Source organism: Pseudaminobacter soli (ex Li et al. 2025), from assembly GCF_003012705.1.
Lineage (GTDB): Bacteria > Pseudomonadota > Alphaproteobacteria > Rhizobiales > Rhizobiaceae > Pseudaminobacter > Pseudaminobacter soli.
Genome location: NZ_PXYL01000009.1, coordinates 173220 through 188497, shown reverse-complemented (window position 1 = coordinate 188497; position 15278 = coordinate 173220). Strand labels below are relative to the sequence as shown.

Below are 15278 nucleotides of genomic sequence, written 5' to 3'. Positions count from 1 at the left end.
TCAGCGCTTTCGGCAACTGGTCATGACTCCATAAACGGATGTCATTGTGTAAATCACAGAAAAGGAGATTTTATCTGCCGATAATGGCAGGTGTTATTCTTTTATTATGCCAAATCATATTGAGAACTTGAAGTCGAATGCCTCGAAAATTTCCAAGGTAAGCCTGAGTAACGTTTACAAGGTTTTCGGACACAATTCAGGACATGCGCTGGAAATGGCGCATGCAGGCAGGAGCAAATCGGAGATACACGCGTCCACCGGTTGTACAATTGGTGTCGACGACGCAAGCTTCGACATCATGGACGGCGAGACTTTCGTCATCATGGGCCTGTCCGGTTCTGGCAAGTCGACCTTGCTCCGCCTTCTCAATCGCCTGATCGAGCCGACCTCGGGCTCCATCGAAATCGACGGTCGCGACATCACCAACATGTCGAAGCGCGAGTTGATCGAGTTGCGCCGGCGCGACATGAGCATGGTGTTCCAGTCGTTCGCGCTCCTTCCCAATCGCAATGTCCTCAACAATGCAGCCTTCGGGCTTGAGGTCGCGGGCGTGGGTGAGGCCGAGCGCACCGGAAAGGCGCTTGCGGCGCTCGATGCGGTGGGCCTCAAGGCCTATGCGCAGAGCAGGCCGGACGAGCTTTCGGGCGGCATGAAGCAGCGCGTGGGTCTGGCACGGGCACTGGCCAGCGAGCCGACCATTTTGCTTATGGATGAGGCCTTCTCTGCACTCGATCCGCTCATCCGCGCAGAGATGCAGGACGAACTGATGCGCCTGCAGGGCGAAAACAGCCGCACGATCATCTTCGTCAGCCACGACCTCGACGAGGCGATGCGCATTGGCGACCGCATCTGCATCATGCAACACGGCAAGGTCGTGCAGGTCGGCACCCCGGACGAGATCGTGTCGAAGCCCGCCAACGACTATGTGCGTTCCTTCTTCCGCAATGTCGATGTCTCCCAGGTCTTCAAGGCCGGCGACATCGCGCGCAATTCGCAGCTCACCATCATCGACCGGCAGGGCGTCTCTGTGGCGGCTACGTTGGAGCAGATGGAGCATTCGGGCCGCGACGTGGCAATCGTCGTCGGCCGAGACCGGAAGTATCACGGCATGATCAGCCAAGATGCTCTGATCGAGAAGGTCAAAGCCAAAGTGGCGGAGCCCTATCGCAACGCCTTCGTGGAGGACGTCGAGCCCATAGCTGCGGGCGAATCCGTGTCGAACGTGTTGGGTCGGGTGGCCGAGAGCCGCTGGCCCGTTCCCGTTGTCGATGACCAGGGCCGCTATGTCGGCTCGATCAGCAAGTCGTCGCTTCTGGAAACGCTCTACCGCGCCGGTTGAGCCGAACCGAAGGGAAGAAACATGGATTTCAAATTCAGTGTCGGCCACGGCGCCGACGTCGCCGTCAATTACATTCTCGACAACTTCACGCCCGCGCTGGACGCGATCGCGGCGGCGATCGGCTTCGTCACCGGCGGCATCCAGAGCCTGCTGGTCAGCACCCCGCCCGTTGCCGGCATTGCCATACTGGCAGCCCTGTCGCTCTGGCGCGTGGGCTGGAAGTTCGCCATCTTCGCGCTGCTGTCGCTTGCCCTCATCGACCATATGGGCCTTTGGCAGGGCACGATGGAGACGCTGTCGCTGGTGCTTTCGGCCACGATCATCGCGGTCGTAATTGGCATTCCAGCTGGCATCGCAATGGCGCGTTCGGACCGGGTGGCGAGCCTCCTGAGGCCATTGCTCGACCTGATGCAGACGATGCCGGCCTTCGTCTATTTAATCCCGGCTGCGATGTTCTTCGGCCTTGGAGCAGTGCCAGGCACAATCGCCACGGTCATCTTCGCCATGCCGCCCGTGGTGCGCCTGACCAATCTCGGTATCCGGCAGGTGCATTCCGAGTTCATCGAGGCGGGTTTGGCTTTCGGCTGTACGCCCTCACAACTCCTGCTCAAGGTGCAACTGCCGAACGCGATGCCCTCCATCATGGCCGGCGTGAACCAGACTATCATGCTTTCTCTGTCGATGGTCGTGATCTCCTCGATGATCGGCGCGGGCGGCCTCGGCAACTCCGTGCTGACCGGAATCCAGCGTCTAGACGTAGGCGCCGGTTTCGAAGGCGGCCTAGCGGTCGTCATCCTGGCCGTAATTCTCGACCGCATCACCCAGAGCTTCGGCAAGGGTAGTTCGGGCTTCCTGAGTTTCCTTGCCTTCCGAAAAGCCAGCGGACGCAATCAGACGGGTTCGTCTGTCCGCGTTCCGGCTGATGACGAGCGGCGGTCAGCCGCCGCTTGAACTCCCGAAAACAAGAAGGAGAAGATATGTTCACAACACTGAGACGCATTGGCTTGGCCGCGCTCCTGGTAGGTGGCATGGCCACCACCGCGTTGGCGCAGGACAACAAGCCTGTGAAGCTTGGCTGGGCTGCGTGGTCCGACGCCGAATTCGTCACCAAGCTCGCTGCGAAACTCATTGAAGACAAGCTGGGGCAGAAGGTGGAACTGGTGCAAACCGATGTCGCTCCGCTCTATCAGGGCGTCAGTCGCGGCGACCTCGACGCCATGATGATGGCTTGGCTGCCGGAAACCCACGCCGACTACCATAAGCGTGTGGAGTCCAAGGTTGATACGCTCGGCACCATCTATGACGGCGCAAAACTCGGCTGGGTCGTACCGCAATACGTTCCCGAAAGCGAGATCAGTTCCATCGAAGACCTTAACAAGGACAATGTGAAGGAGAAGCTCGGCGGCACCATTCAGGGCATCGATCCGGGCGCCGGCCTGACGCGGCTTTCCCAGCAGGCCATCAAGGACTATGGCGTCGACTACAAGCTGCAGATCTCCAGCGAGGCCGGCATGCTGACCACCGTGGACCGGGACATGCGCTCCGAAAAATGGTTCGTCGCCACGGCCTGGAGCCCGCATTGGATGTTTGGTAAATACAAGCTCCGTTACATCGATGACCCGAAGGGTGCGCTCGGCAAGGCCGAGCATGTAGACATCCTCGCGCGCAAGGGGTTCAAGCAGGACAACCCCAAGGCCGCGGAGCTTCTATCGCGCATGAAGCTACCGATCCCCGAACTTGAGGTGGCTATGTTCGATGCGCAGGAGACCTCCTATGACAAGGCGGTGGACAAATACATCGCCGACCACCCGGACCGGGTGAAGGAATGGCTCGGCGAATAATCGAGCCAACTTGTTGGACGGCCGAATGGACCGGCGGCAATCTTCCGCCGGTCTGTTTTGTCTTCGTAGAGGGTTGTTGGTGGCGATCGACCAGTGAGAACGATTCAACCGGTCGAGTCTCGATAGGCATCCGTATCAAAGAAACGGCCCGGTTTTTGGCCTTGGTCTCACAGAAGCCGGGTCGCTGACGTCATCGAGCGTCTGTCATGAACCCATGAAGACAGGCGGAATCTCGATGAGCGACGTCTGGCTCAAACCTTGGTCGATTATATCGAAGATGGCATTGAGCATGCCCGGGACATCTTGGCGGACCATTTCGATGTTGTCGCCGAGGAGCGCGGCGAAGGGGTCCCAATCGAAACACCCCATGACCGGTGGCCGCCCATCATAATGGCCCGATCGCCTGATCCAGCGCATCACCCCTTCGAGCGATATCGTCGAGTTGACAAACATGCCCTGGGGTAGGTGCTTCTCCCGGCTTGCCAACGCATCCAGCGCATTCTCGGCCTTCTCCGGCGCATAGCCGCAGGCCAGAATATGGCTTTCATCGACCGCCACGCCCACTTCCGCATGCGCGGTGCGGAAGCCGCGAACACGTTCGGCGGTGTTGTGGTCGCTGCCGCGCCCGCCGATGAACAGGAGCGGTGAGGCTTGGCCCAGCCTGCGCTCTGAATTAGCCAGAATACGCCGGGTCAACTCCTTTGCGCCGGCGAAATTGTCGGAGATCACCGAAGGTGCCCGCGATCCCGGCAGATCAAGGTTGAGGCTTTTGACGCCGGAGGCGGCGCAAATATCGGTGATCCGGTCGGGATCCGTGGCGCCGGTCGCGATCAGCCATTCGACCTGATAGGAAAGCATGGTTCGGGCCGCCTCGATCTCCAGCGCGGGATCTCGGCGCGTGCAGGTGATGATAGGAAACAGCCCGCGCTCTCGCGCCATGTTTTCGAAAGTCTCGACGATCGAGCCGAAATAGCGGTTGTCGTATTTGGGAACGATCATGCCGATGATCTTCGACTTCTCCCGCCTGAGAAGGCTCGCTTGCATGTTGACGGCATAGCCCTGCTCTTCCGCAAGTCGCGTGATTTTGTCGGCTAACTGGCTACTTATCCTGCGCTTCTTCCAGTTGCCGCTCAAAACCGCGCTAACCGCACTCGCTGACGTGCCGGCGAGCGCGGCCAGGTCGTAAATGGTCGTCTTCTTGGTCTGCCTGTCTCGATTCACGAACGCTTGTCTCCCCTTCGGACACTAGCTTGACATTAATAACTGGAGGTGGCAATTTTTGCTACATCGATTGAGCTGCCTTGCTTAATCGATGAAGTTGGTTGGCTGTGTAGGGTCGACCGGGGAGGCGTCCGGGTAGAATCCACGATCATGGCCGGGTCGGCACGTGTCGATGTCGGATGGTGATTTGCGCGCTTTGCTCAAGAAAAAGGGGCAACGAGGCCTTGGGCATGAAACCGGATCTCTCGACACGGGTTATTGGTCACTCAAGGAGGAGACAAATGATTTTTCGCACTATGTTGATGGCAACCACGGCCGCCGCCGCCATGTTCGCGGGCTCGGCCTATGCTCAGGAGTCGGCGACGATCGCGTTCCTGATGCCTGACCAGGCGTCGACGCGCTACGAGGAGCACGACTATCCGGGCTTCAAGGCAGAGATGGAGAAGCTCTGCTCGGGCTGCACCGTGATCTACCAGAACGCGAATGCCGACGCTGCCTTGCAGCAGCAGCAGTTCAATTCGGTGATCGCTCAGGGCGCCAAGGTCATCGTGCTTGATCCGGTCGATTCCTCGGCTGCCGCAGGACTCGTCGAGATCGCCCATTCCCAGGACGTGAAGGTCATCGCCTATGACCGCCCGATCCCGGACAAGGCCGCCGACTTCTACGTCTCCTTCGACAACCAGGGCATCGGCTATGCAATCGCCAAGTCGCTGGTCGACCATCTGAAGGCAAGCGGCGTCGCGGAAGGTTCTGGCGTGCTGGAGATCAACGGTTCTCCGACCGATGCTGCAGCCGGCCTCATCCGTGACGGCATCCATCGCGGCCTGAAGGACTCGGGCTACAAGACGCTCGCAGAATTCGACACGCCGGAATGGGCGCCGCCAAAGGCACAGGAATGGGCCGCCGGCCAGGTCACTCGCTTCGGCGCAGAGATCAAAGGCGTGGTCGCAGCAAACGACGGCACGGCAGGTGGCGCCATCGCAGCCTTCAAGGCAGCAGGCGTGAAGCCGGTTCCGCCGGTCACGGGCAATGACGCCACGATCGCCGCGCTGCAGCTGATCATCTCGGGCGACCAGTACAACACGATCTCCAAGCCGTCCGAGATCGTCGCCGCGGCCGCGGCCAAGGTTGCCGTACAGCTGGCCAAGGGTGAGACGCCTGAGCCGAAGACGACCCTCTACAACACGCCGTCCGAACTCTTCGTCCCGGCAGTCGTGACTGCTGAGAACATCAAGGCGGAGATCTTCGACAAGGGCATCCAGAAGGCCGAGGAAGTCTGCACCGGCGAATATGCCGAGGGTTGCAAGAAACTCGGCATTACCCAGTAATATCCTCCCAAGAGTGTCCGGCCGGGCTTGGTCCGGCCGGACACACCCCAGAGTCCAAAAGAGTTCAGCCATGGTGCGAGAAGTCAGCGCAATGCCGGAAAGGGGCAGCCCCATTTTGCGGCTGAGCCAGGTTTCCAAGAATTTCGGAGCTGTGTCGGCGTTGACCGACATCGACCTCGAGGTTCACGCAGGTGAGGTCGTAGCCCTGGTGGGTGACAATGGCGCCGGCAAGTCGACGCTGATCAAGATCCTGGCGGGCGTGCACCAGGCCTCGTCTGGGAGCATCGAATTCTGCGGCCAGCAGGTTACGCTCGACGGTCCGAGCCGGGCGCTCGAACTCGGCATCGCCACAGTCTTCCAAGATCTCGCGCTTTGCGAAAATCTCGACGTCGTCGCCAATCTCTTTCTGGGCCATGAGCTGTCGCCCTGGAACCTCGATGAGGTGGCGATGGAAGTACGGGCCTGGACCTTGCTGAAGGAGCTTGCCGCGCGCATCCCCTCGGTACGTCAGCCGATCGCTTCGCTGTCCGGCGGCCAGCGTCAGACGGTCGCGATCGCCCGGTCGTTGCTGCTCGATCCCAAGATCATCATGCTCGACGAGCCGACTGCCGCACTCGGCGTTGCGCAGACGGCGGAAGTATTGAACCTGATCGAGCGCGTCCGCGACCGCGGGCTCGGCGTCATTATCATCAGTCACAACATGGAGGATGTCCGCGCCGTTGCCGACCGCATCGTGGTCTTGCGGCTCGGTCGCAACAACGGGGTCTTCACCCCCGACGCCTCCAACCACGAGCTTGTCACGGCCATCACCGGCGCCACGGAAAACGCCGTATCGCGCCGTCACGAGCGCAAGGTGGTCCAGAGCACCAGTGTAGGCGGAACAACCGCATGACCCAGCAAATTTCCAAGGACGCGGCGAACCAGGCCAAGGCCCTCGACCGCAGTGACGAACGCGTCAAGCATGACGAGGGCATTCTCGACATGGTGCGCGGCTTCATCGACCGCATCCGGTCCGGTGATCTGGGCATGTTGCCCGTCGCTGTCGGTCTGGTCGTGATTTCGACGGTCTTCAGCATCCTCAATCCGGTCTTCCTCGCGCCGAACAACCTGGTGAACCTGCTGTTCGACTGCGCGACCGTCGGGGTCATCTCGCTCGGCATCGTCTGTGTGCTGCTGCTTGGAGAAATCGATCTCTCCGTCGGCTCGATGAGCGGTCTCGCTTCCGCGATCATTGGCGTGCTGTGGGTCAATTCAGGCTGGCCGGTTGCCGGTGCCATCTTTGTGGCGTTGCTGGTCGGCGCGGCCGTCGGTGCGCTTTATGCGGTTCTCTACAACCGGCTCGGAATGCCGAGCTTCGTGGCCACTCTTGCCGGCCTGCTCGCGCTGCTGGGCTTGCAGCTTTACATCCTGGGGCCGACCGGCAGCATCAACCTGCCTTACGCCTCGCCGTTGGTCCGCTTTGGCCAGGTCATGGTCATGCCGCACTGGGTCTCGCACACCCTGGCCTTCTTGCCTGGACTGGTCATGATTGCGGTCGGCCTCAACAATCGCCGGCGCCGCCGGTCCGTCAACCTATCGTCCCAGCCGCTGGGTGCTTTGGTGGTGAAGGCCGTCGTGCTGACGGCCGCGCTCGAATTCGCGGTCTATTACCTCAATCTCGGCCGTGGCGTGCCGTGGATGTTCGGCCTGTTCGTCGCGCTGGTCGTCATCCTCAACTATGCGCTCACCCAGACCAAGTGGGGGCGCTCCATGTTCGCCGTCGGCGGGAATCGCGAGGCCGCGCGCCGCTCCGGCATTAATGTCCGGCGAATCTATCTGAGCGGCTTCATGCTCTGTTCCACGCTCGGGGCCCTTGGCGGCATTCTTGCCGCATCCCGTCTGGCTTCGTCGAGCCAGCAGGCGGGCACCGGTGACGTCAACCTGAACGCGATCGCGGCAGCCGTCATCGGCGGAACCAGCCTCTTCGGTGGCCGGGGCAGCGCCTATTCCGCGCTGTTGGGCATCATCGTCATCCAGGCGATTTCCAACGGTCTTACACTTCTCAATCTCAGCTCGTCCTTGCGCTACATGATCACGGGCGCGGTTCTTGCGATCGCCGTCATCGTCGACTCGCTCGCCCGCCGGTCTCGCGTCAGCCACGGCCGCGCCTGACAATACTCGATAGGAATTCGCCATGGCAGAACTCATGAAAGGCAAGGTCGCAGCGATCACCGGTGCGGCTTCGGGCATCGGGCTGGAATGCGCGCGTACGCTTCTCGCTGAAGGCGCGACCGTGGTGTTGATCGACCGCGCCAAGGACAGGCTTGAAGTCCTATGCGCAGAGCTTGGCGATCGCGCCAAGCCGCTGGTCGTCGACCTTCTCGCGCCCGAAGAGGTCTCCGGCATGCTGCCGCGCATCCTGGAAGTGGCTGGTCGGCTCGATATCTTCCATGCCAACGCCGGCGCCTATATCGGGGGACCGGTGGCGGAAGGCGATCCGGATGCCTGGGACCGGATGCTGAATCTCAACATCAACGCCGCGTTCCGCTCCGTCCATGCGGTCCTGCCGCATATGATCGCGCAGAAGTCGGGTGACATCCTCTTCACCAGCTCGATCGCCGGTGTCGTACCGGTCGTCTGGGAACCGATCTACACGGCCTCCAAGTTTGCCGTTCAGGCCTTTGTGCATTCGACACGCCGGCAGGTCGCACAATATGGCGTGCGCGTTGGCGCGGTTCTGCCGGGGCCGGTGGTCACGGCCCTGCTGGACGATTGGCCCAAGGCCAAGATGGAAGAGGCGCTCGCCAATGGCAGCCTGATGCAGCCGAAGGAGGTGGCCGAGGCGGTGCTGTTCATGCTCTCGCGGCCCCGCAACGTGACGATCCGCGACCTCGTGATCCTGCCGAACAGCGTCGATCTCTGAGGCCGATTAAAGGGGCGCGTTCCCCCTTAGATAGCTGAAGACCTTTTTGAGAGTTGGGCCCATGAGCAATATGTCTGGCACGTCAGCGCCGGAGAGCGCAGCTTACGTCATCGGCGTCGACGTCGGGACAGGAAGTGCGCGCGCTGGCCTGTTCGACCTTGGCGGCCGTATGCTCTCGACTGCCAAGCGGGACATCTCGCTGTTCCGCGAGCCGGGCGCCATGGTCGAGCAGTCCAGCACCGAGATCTGGCAGGCCGTATGCGCCATCGTGCGCGAGGTCGTGGCATCCGCCGGCATTGAGCCCGCCTCCGTGGTTGGTCTCGGCTTCGATGCCACCTGCTCGCTTGTGGTGCTGGGTGATGGCGGCAGGCCGCTCCCGGTCGGCCCCTCCGAGGACCCAAACCGCGACATCATAGTCTGGATGGACCACCGCGCCGTTCAGCAGGCCGAGCGCATCAATGAGCTCGGACATGACGTGCTGCGCTACGTCGGCGGACGCATCTCGCCCGAGATGGAGACGCCGAAGATCCTGTGGCTGAAGGAAAATCGCTCGCAGATCTTCGATGCCGCCTGGCAGTTCTTCGACCTTGCCGACTTCCTCACCTGGCGAGCGACAGGCGACCTCGCCCGCTCGACCTGCACGGTTACCTGCAAATGGACCTATCTTGCTCATGAGCAGCGCTGGGATCCGACCTACTTCCGCAAGATCGGCCTCGATCAACTCGCTGACGAGGGCTTTTCACGGATCGGCACCCTCATCGTCGAGCCCGGCACGCCGCTGGGCCGAGGGCTGACGGAAGAGGCCGCACAGGCAATGGGCCTCAATCCCGGCACGGCGGTCGCCGCTGGCATGATCGACGCCCATGCGGGTGGCATCGGAACCGTCGGCATCGGCGGGCGGCCCGAACGAAATCTCGCCTACGTCTTCGGCACCTCTTCCTGCACGATGACCTCCACGGCAGAACCGGTTTTCGTCCCCGGTGTCTGGGGGCCCTATTACTCGGCCATGGTGCCGGGCATGTGGCTCAACGAAGGCGGTCAGAGTGCTGCCGGTGCGGCCATAGACCAGCTTCTCCGTTTCCACCCGGCGGCTCTGGAAGCGGCAACTCAAGCGGAGTCGAAGGGCGTGGCCTTGCCGGTAATGCTCGCCAACCTTGCGGCGGAAAAGAAGGGTACGGCATCCGAGGCGGTGCGTCTGGCAACTGGTATGCATGTCGTGCCGGAATTTCTCGGCAATCGCGCCCCCTTCGCCGACCCTCACGCCCGAGCCGTGATCGCGGGCCTTGGGATGGAGCGCGATCTCGACAGCCTCGTGGCCCTCTATGTCGCGGGCATCTGCGGCATTGGCTATGGCCTGAAGCAGATCATCGACACCCAGGCTACGGCCGGTGCGCATGTGGAGCAGATCGTCATCAGCGGCGGTGCCGGTCAGCATGATTTCGTCCGCCAGATCCTTGCCGACGCCAGCGGCAAGCCGGTCATCGCTCCTGTTTCAGACGAGCCGGTCTTGCTCGGGTCCGCCATCCTGGGTGCCGTGGCCGCCAGTGCGTTCGCCGATGTTCGCCAGGCGATGACGAGCCTGTCCGGCACCGCTCGTATCTACAGGCCGGTGGAAGGTCCCCTAGCGGGAGTCCACTCCGAGCGATACGAAGCATTCAAGCAGCTGCAGAATATCTCCCGTCAGTTGCGAAACTGTTGACCGGCGCTTGATGTGCCGGTGCTCAATCGAGACGCCTAGAGCATGATCCCGAAAAGTTGCAGACTTTTCGGACAAGATCATGCTTCTAGAACAAAAGCTTAGAGCGAGATGACGATTCAAGGAAAAGTCATCTCGTTCTAAGAGACCAGCATCCTGGCGGCGGTGATTGCGAGAAAGAAAGCGAAAGCGAGTTTGAGATAGCGTGCATTCAACACATGCGCGAGGTGCGCGCCCCATGGCGCGACCAGATAGCTGATCGGCGCGATGATCAGTACCGCCGGCAGGCTGACGAAGCCGAGGCTGAGCGGCGGCCGGTCCGCAACGCCAAGACCCGCCCAGATGAAGCCGGCCACCCCCGGAATGGCGATGAGCAGACCGAGCGCCGACGAGGTGCCGACCGCTCGATGGACCGGGAAGGAGAAGCTCGCCAGCGTCGGCACCGAAAGCGTGCCGCCGCCGATGCCCATCAGTGCGGAGATGAAGCCGATAACGGTCGCGATGGCGCGATTGACCCAGGCGCTCTTCGGCAGGTGATTGGAAATCACCAGATGCTTGGGGATCGACAGGTTGACGGCCACCAGAAGGCCGACCACGCCGAACACAAGCCGCAATCCCCCGCCGGGGATAAATTTCGACATGATGCCGCCGATCAGCGCGCCGACAAACACCGCCGGCCCCCAGAGGCTCAGTAGTGCCCGATCGACATTGTCGCGCCTGGCGTGGGCGCGCATCGACGAAATCGAGGTGGGGATGATGATCGCCAGCGAGGTGGCGACGGCCAGATGGCTGGTGATCGCGGCCGGGAAATGGAACAGGGTCAGCACCCAGAACAGCACCGGCACGATGACGATGCCGCCGCCGACGCCGAGCAGGCCGGCAAGGATGCCGGAAATGACGCCGGTGGCGGCAAAGCCCGCGATCAGAGCAACGATTGTCTGGCCGTCGAGCATCGACGGATCAAGTGCTTGTTCCAAAACTACAGTCCTTCAGAAATTGTGCGCGACAGCCAGGGACGACAAAGGCGTAGGCGGGTGCTGCCGTCATTGCAACAATTCCCGGCCAGGCAACACCCAGGCCGGTCACGCGGGCTACTGGGGGGTAACCCGACGCGCCGACCGCCTGGGCGCCGGAGCGCTGCGACCATTGGCGCGCCGGATTGGATCTTCAGTGCCGGATCATGCCGGCATCGACGTTGAGCGTTTGGCCGGTTATCCAGCGCGCATCGTCGGAAGCCAGGAACGCCACCACGTCGGCAATGTGCTCGGGCTGGCCTTTGCCGGGCATGGCCTGGAGCATCTCGACGAAGCCGAACGCCTCATTGTGCGGGCTGGCCTTGACGCCGTCGCTTTCGATCAGGCCGGGCGTCACCGCATTGGCCGTGATGTTGTGCTTGCCGAGCTCGGTTGCCAGCGCGCGGGTGAAGCCGATCACGCCGCCCTTGGCCGCCACATAGGCCGCCATGTTCGGCGTGCCGGCAAAGAAGGTGTTGGACGAGATGCTGATGACGCGACCCGGCTTGTTTGCCGCGCGCATCTGGTCGGTCGCCGAACGGGTGACGAGGAAGGTGCCCGTCAGGTTGACGTCTATGATCTTGCGCCAATGGTCAAGATCGACGTCGTCCCATGCCACGAAGGGCACGATGCTGGCATTGTTGACCAGGATGTCGACGCCGCCGGTCTTTTCAAGTTCCGAGAACAGCGCCTTCACCGAAGCCGGATCCGAAACATCTAGCGCGAAGGCCTGCGCCTTGCCGCCGATGGAAGCGGCAGCCGCCTTGGCGCCTTCCGCATTGATGTCGCCGATGATGACGGTGGCGCCGTCGGCTGCCAGCCGCTTGGCGATTGCCTTGCCGATACCCTGTGCCGCTCCGGTAACCAGAGCCGTCTTTCCTGCGAGCCGGTCGCTCATGACCAATCTCCCCTCAATTTCTGTTGTTGAAGTCAATCGTCAGCATCGATGACCGCAAGCACGGCATCGATGCCTCTGCCGACGGCCAGCTTCTGGCCCATCGCGTTCAATGTGCCGCCCAGCGCGGTCAGCGCCGCAACCGCATAGATCGGCTGTGCTGTCGGGCCCATATGACCGATGCGGGTCAGCCTGCCGAGCGTCTCGCCGCGTCCCGACGAGAAAACGACGCCATAGCGTTCGCGTACTGCCTGGCGCAGCGCCGGCTCGTCTACGCCATCGGGCGTTCGGATGGCGGTGGTGGTCGGCGAAGCGATCTTCTCGCTCGCAGCCCAGATCGACAGCCCCATGGCCTGTGCTCCCGCACGCGTCGCCTTCGCCGTCAGTGCATGACGGGCCCATACCGCTTCGGGGCCTTCGTTGAGATAGAGGTCCAGCGCCACGTCCAGGCCGTTGATTTCCGCAACCGAAGGCGTGAACGGGAACGGCTGCTTGTGCGACCAGGCATTTTCCCAATCGAGAATGCTCAGCACCGAGGCGCGCGGTGCAGCCGGGTTTGCCTTCATCTTGGCCCAGGCGCGATCGCTCACGCCCATCATGGTCAGTCCGGGAGGCGCACCGAGGCACTTGTTCGGGCCGGTGATGTAAAGATCGGCCTTGCAGTCTTCCGGGTGGGTCTTCATGCCGCCGAAGGACGACACCGCATCGACAATGAGGTAGGCGTCGTGCGCGGCTACGATCGCGCCGATCTCGTCGATCGGGTTGATCGTGCCCGACGGCGTATCGTGATGGCAAACGGCAACGACTGTGATCTCGGGATGCTTCCTCAGCATCTCGGCAACCGCCTGCGGATCGATAGCCTCGTTGTAGGGCGTCTCGATCTCAAGCAGGTTCGGCGAATAGCGCTTGGCCCAGTAGCCGAAGCCCTTGCCATAGACGCCGGAGGCGAGGTTGAGGACAACATCCTCGCTGGAAATCAGCGAGGCGGCCGCGGCCTCCAGTCCCATCACCGGCTCGCCCTGCAGCAGCACCGGGCGCGTGGAAAGGCGCATCGCCTTCTGCGCCTTGGTGACGACGTTTTCGTAAAACAGCTGGAACGCCGGATCGTAATCGTAGAGCACGGTGCGCCCAAGCCCCCGCAGCACGTCCGCGTAGGCGTTGACCGGTCCCGAGGTAAGCGTGATCACCGGATCGGCATTGTCTTTATATCTCATAGCTGGTCTCCAAATGCCCGCACGTCAGCCGTAGAACCGCGTGCCGGTCTGGTAGGTTTTGAAGTTTTCCATGTCGTGCGAGTACATCAGCTCGGCATCGTTATCTTCGGCGAGCTTCCTGACGCGGTGCATGGACTCCACGCCCGCAACGGGATCGATATGGAAGGCGGCCTGGCAAAGCGTTTCGAGGCTCTTTTGCGTATAGGCTGCATCGATGGTGAACAGGATCGGCTTGCGCTTGCCGAAATTCACCATGAGGCTGTAGTGGCCTATGGAGTGGCCCGGGGTCGAGATGAGCTTTACGCCCTTGGCGAGTTCGACATCGCCATCGATGCCCTCGAAGGTGGAGTTCGCCCGCGTGGTGCCTTCCATAATCTGTTCGGTCGCACCGCGCGCCTCGGCGGCCTCAAGCGAAAAGCTGAGATCCGAATAGCCCAGATGCTCGAAAGGCTGCGGATTGCAGGCCTGCGGCACCTCGCTCTTGTGGCAGATCTTCTTGGCATGCGGAAAATATTTGTTGCCGCCGCAATGATCGAAGTGGAAGTGCGAGTTCACCACCACGTCGATGTCCTTGGGTTCCAGCCCGAGCAGCGCCAGCGCCCCCGGAATGGTCTGGTCCTTGCTCTGGATCGGCTTTTCGAAGGGCAGGACCTTCATTACGTGGTCATAGTCGAAGCCGGTGTCGATCAGGAACCGGCCTTCGGCATGCTCGACCAGGATCGAGTAGACGGGAAAGCGCACCTCGCCGCCCGGCCCGCGATTCCAGTAAACATGATAGCCGTCGAGCACCAGCGAGCCGCCGTCGAGCAGATAAACCTTCGTGTCGGACATAGTTACCTCCTATTTTCCCCTGCGGCTCAGCCGCGTCCCGGTTGTTTGTTGTCCTGGCATCATCGCGCGCCACGTTCGTAAGGCATGCCGAGCGCCGCCGGCAGGCTTGCCTTGCGGCCGAACAGGACCAGCATGATCATCACTGCCAGGAACGGCAGCATCTGGATGATGTCGGTCGGCATGTTGATGCCGGCCACCTGCATGGCCGTGGTGAGCGAAAGACAGACACCGAATAGCAGCGCGCCGAACAACACCCAGAGGGGCCGGCCCCGCGCCAGCATCGCCAGCACGATGCCAAGGAAGCCGGCGCCATTGGTGATGAACGGAATAAAGATGCCCGCGCCGACATTGGCGAGATAGGCGCCGCCGAGGCCTGCGAGAGCGCCGGTGGTCAGCACCGCGATGGTGCGGGTGCGGATGACGTCGATGCCGGCAACGTCCAGCGCGGCCGGCTTGTCGCCGGCGGCCTGAAGATTCAGGCCCAGCTGTGTGCGGCGGTAGATGTAGATCATCACGAATACCAGGGCGACGGCGAAGTAGACGACCAAATGATGCTGGAACAATGCCGGCCCCAGCACCGGGATGTCGGCCAGCAGCGGAATCGCCGTCTTGTCGGCAGCCGGGAGACGCGGATAGCTGCGCGAGAACTGGAAGTGGTGCAACAGCGCGGTCAGCCCCTCGAGCCCGAGCGTCAAAGCGATGCCGATGACAATCTGGTTGAGGCCGAGGCGCACGCAAAGCAGCGCCATCACCGCGGCCACCGCCATTCCGCCAAGCGCGCCGGCGAGAAAGCCGAGCCACAGCGAACCCGAATAATAGGCGCCGAGAAAGCCAAGATAGGCGCCGAGGATCATCATGCCTTCGATGCCGATATTAAGCACGCCGGCCTTCTCCGACATCTGTTCGCCCAACCCGGCCAGCAGCAACGGCACAGCGGCCGTGACGGCTCCGAACAGGAGGGCGGCGAGAAAGACTTCGTCGAAAAGCCCGGTCATGGG

General features: G+C 62.0%; 14 protein-coding genes. 8 read left to right on the top strand and 6 right to left on the bottom strand.

Annotation, left to right across the window (positions count from 1 at the left end):
* Positions 1 to 106 precede the first annotated feature (106 nt).
* Genes proV through C7I85_RS18675 form a run of 3 tightly spaced genes read left to right on the top strand, consistent with a single transcriptional unit; the run spans position 107 to position 3180 of the window.
* The gene (proV, locus tag C7I85_RS18685; RefSeq protein ID WP_210203057.1) at positions 107 to 1339 is read left to right on the top strand and encodes a glycine betaine/L-proline ABC transporter ATP-binding protein ProV; all 1233 of its coding nucleotides are present in this window, start codon (positions 107 to 109) and stop codon (positions 1337 to 1339) included.
* A gap of 21 nt (positions 1340 to 1360) precedes the next feature.
* On the top strand, positions 1361 to 2290 hold the full coding sequence (locus C7I85_RS18680; protein WP_106725513.1) for an ABC transporter permease: 930 nt from the start codon (positions 1361 to 1363) through the stop codon (positions 2288 to 2290).
* 26 nt (positions 2291 to 2316) lie between these two features.
* Positions 2317 to 3180, top strand: coding sequence for a glycine betaine ABC transporter substrate-binding protein (locus C7I85_RS18675; protein ID WP_106725512.1), 864 nt, complete (start codon positions 2317 to 2319; stop codon positions 3178 to 3180).
* A gap of 204 nt (positions 3181 to 3384) precedes the next feature.
* Here C7I85_RS18675 and C7I85_RS18670 read toward each other — a convergent pair whose 3' ends face one another.
* Positions 3385 to 4401 (bottom strand): LacI family DNA-binding transcriptional regulator, encoded by a 1017-nt coding sequence (locus C7I85_RS18670; RefSeq protein ID WP_106725511.1) that lies wholly within the window; start codon positions 4399 to 4401, stop codon positions 3385 to 3387.
* A gap of 281 nt (positions 4402 to 4682) precedes the next feature.
* Between C7I85_RS18670 and C7I85_RS18665 the strand changes: the two genes are divergently transcribed.
* The 5 genes from C7I85_RS18665 (at position 4683) to C7I85_RS18645 (ending at position 10330) form a co-directional block, all read left to right on the top strand.
* Positions 4683 to 5729: an ABC transporter substrate-binding protein gene (locus C7I85_RS18665; protein WP_106725510.1), complete on the top strand. Its 1047-nt coding sequence runs from the start codon at positions 4683 to 4685 to the stop codon at positions 5727 to 5729.
* Positions 5730 to 5799: 70 nt separating this feature from the next.
* A complete protein-coding gene (locus C7I85_RS18660) occupies positions 5800 to 6621 on the top strand; it encodes an ATP-binding cassette domain-containing protein (protein WP_210203056.1) in 822 nt (273 codons plus the stop codon).
* Positions 6618 to 7880, top strand: a complete 1263-nt coding sequence (locus C7I85_RS18655) for a sugar ABC transporter permease (protein ID WP_106725508.1) — start codon at positions 6618 to 6620, stop codon at positions 7878 to 7880. The genes C7I85_RS18660 and C7I85_RS18655 overlap by 4 nt, the downstream gene beginning before the upstream one ends.
* A gap of 22 nt (positions 7881 to 7902) precedes the next feature.
* Positions 7903 to 8631, top strand: coding sequence for an SDR family oxidoreductase (locus C7I85_RS18650; protein WP_106725507.1), 729 nt, complete (start codon positions 7903 to 7905; stop codon positions 8629 to 8631).
* 70 nt (positions 8632 to 8701) lie between these two features.
* Entirely contained in the window at positions 8702 to 10330 is a 1629-nt protein-coding gene (locus C7I85_RS18645) for an FGGY-family carbohydrate kinase (protein WP_106725561.1), read from the top strand.
* Positions 10331 to 10467: 137 nt separating this feature from the next.
* On the opposite strand, the gene C7I85_RS18640 is transcribed toward C7I85_RS18645, so the two are convergent.
* The 5 genes from C7I85_RS18640 to C7I85_RS18620 all read right to left on the bottom strand — a co-directional run bounded on the left by C7I85_RS18640 (position 10468) and on the right by C7I85_RS18620 (position 15275).
* On the bottom strand, positions 10468 to 11304 hold the full coding sequence (locus tag C7I85_RS18640; RefSeq protein WP_106725506.1) for a sulfite exporter TauE/SafE family protein: 837 nt from the start codon (positions 11302 to 11304) through the stop codon (positions 10468 to 10470).
* A gap of 190 nt (positions 11305 to 11494) precedes the next feature.
* Positions 11495 to 12238 (bottom strand): pyridoxal 4-dehydrogenase, SDR-type, encoded by a 744-nt coding sequence (pldH, locus tag C7I85_RS18635; protein ID WP_106725505.1) that lies wholly within the window; start codon positions 12236 to 12238, stop codon positions 11495 to 11497.
* Between the two features lie 32 nt (positions 12239 to 12270).
* The gene (ppaT, locus tag C7I85_RS18630; protein ID WP_106725504.1) at positions 12271 to 13449 is read right to left on the bottom strand and encodes a pyridoxamine--pyruvate transaminase; all 1179 of its coding nucleotides are present in this window, start codon (positions 13447 to 13449) and stop codon (positions 12271 to 12273) included.
* A 24-nt stretch (positions 13450 to 13473) separates the two neighbouring features.
* Positions 13474 to 14280, bottom strand: a complete 807-nt coding sequence (pldA, locus tag C7I85_RS18625) for a 4-pyridoxolactonase (RefSeq protein ID WP_106725503.1) — start codon at positions 14278 to 14280, stop codon at positions 13474 to 13476.
* 59 nt (positions 14281 to 14339) lie between these two features.
* Positions 14340 to 15275 carry a putative B6 ABC transporter permease subunit 1 gene (locus C7I85_RS18620; protein ID WP_106725502.1) on the bottom strand — a complete coding sequence of 312 codons (936 nt, stop codon included), beginning with the start codon at positions 15273 to 15275 and terminating at the stop codon, positions 14340 to 14342.
* Between the last annotated feature and the right edge of the window lie 3 nt (positions 15276 to 15278).

What these genes read in the sequence shown, in the direction of transcription:
- C7I85_RS18665 (WP_106725510.1), top strand. Translation starts at nt 4,683, where the DNA reads ATGATTTTTCGCACTATGTTGATGGCAACCACGGCCGCCGCCGCCATG.
- ppaT (WP_106725504.1), bottom strand. Translation starts at nt 13,449, where the DNA reads ATGAGATATAAAGACAATGCCGATCCGGTGATCACGCTTACCTCGGGA.
- C7I85_RS18620 (WP_106725502.1), bottom strand. Translation starts at nt 15,275, where the DNA reads ATGACCGGGCTTTTCGACGAAGTCTTTCTCGCCGCCCTCCTGTTCGGA.
- C7I85_RS18645 (WP_106725561.1), top strand. Translation starts at nt 8,702, where the DNA reads ATGTCTGGCACGTCAGCGCCGGAGAGCGCAGCTTACGTCATCGGCGTC.
- C7I85_RS18660 (WP_210203056.1), top strand. Translation starts at nt 5,800, where the DNA reads ATGGTGCGAGAAGTCAGCGCAATGCCGGAAAGGGGCAGCCCCATTTTG.
- C7I85_RS18650 (WP_106725507.1), top strand. Translation starts at nt 7,903, where the DNA reads ATGGCAGAACTCATGAAAGGCAAGGTCGCAGCGATCACCGGTGCGGCT.
- pldA (WP_106725503.1), bottom strand. Translation starts at nt 14,280, where the DNA reads ATGTCCGACACGAAGGTTTATCTGCTCGACGGCGGCTCGCTGGTGCTC.
- C7I85_RS18680 (WP_106725513.1), top strand. Translation starts at nt 1,361, where the DNA reads ATGGATTTCAAATTCAGTGTCGGCCACGGCGCCGACGTCGCCGTCAAT.
- C7I85_RS18655 (WP_106725508.1), top strand. Translation starts at nt 6,618, where the DNA reads ATGACCCAGCAAATTTCCAAGGACGCGGCGAACCAGGCCAAGGCCCTC.
- proV (WP_210203057.1), top strand. Translation starts at nt 107, where the DNA reads ATGCCAAATCATATTGAGAACTTGAAGTCGAATGCCTCGAAAATTTCC.
- C7I85_RS18675 (WP_106725512.1), top strand. Translation starts at nt 2,317, where the DNA reads ATGTTCACAACACTGAGACGCATTGGCTTGGCCGCGCTCCTGGTAGGT.
- pldH (WP_106725505.1), bottom strand. Translation starts at nt 12,238, where the DNA reads ATGAGCGACCGGCTCGCAGGAAAGACGGCTCTGGTTACCGGAGCGGCA.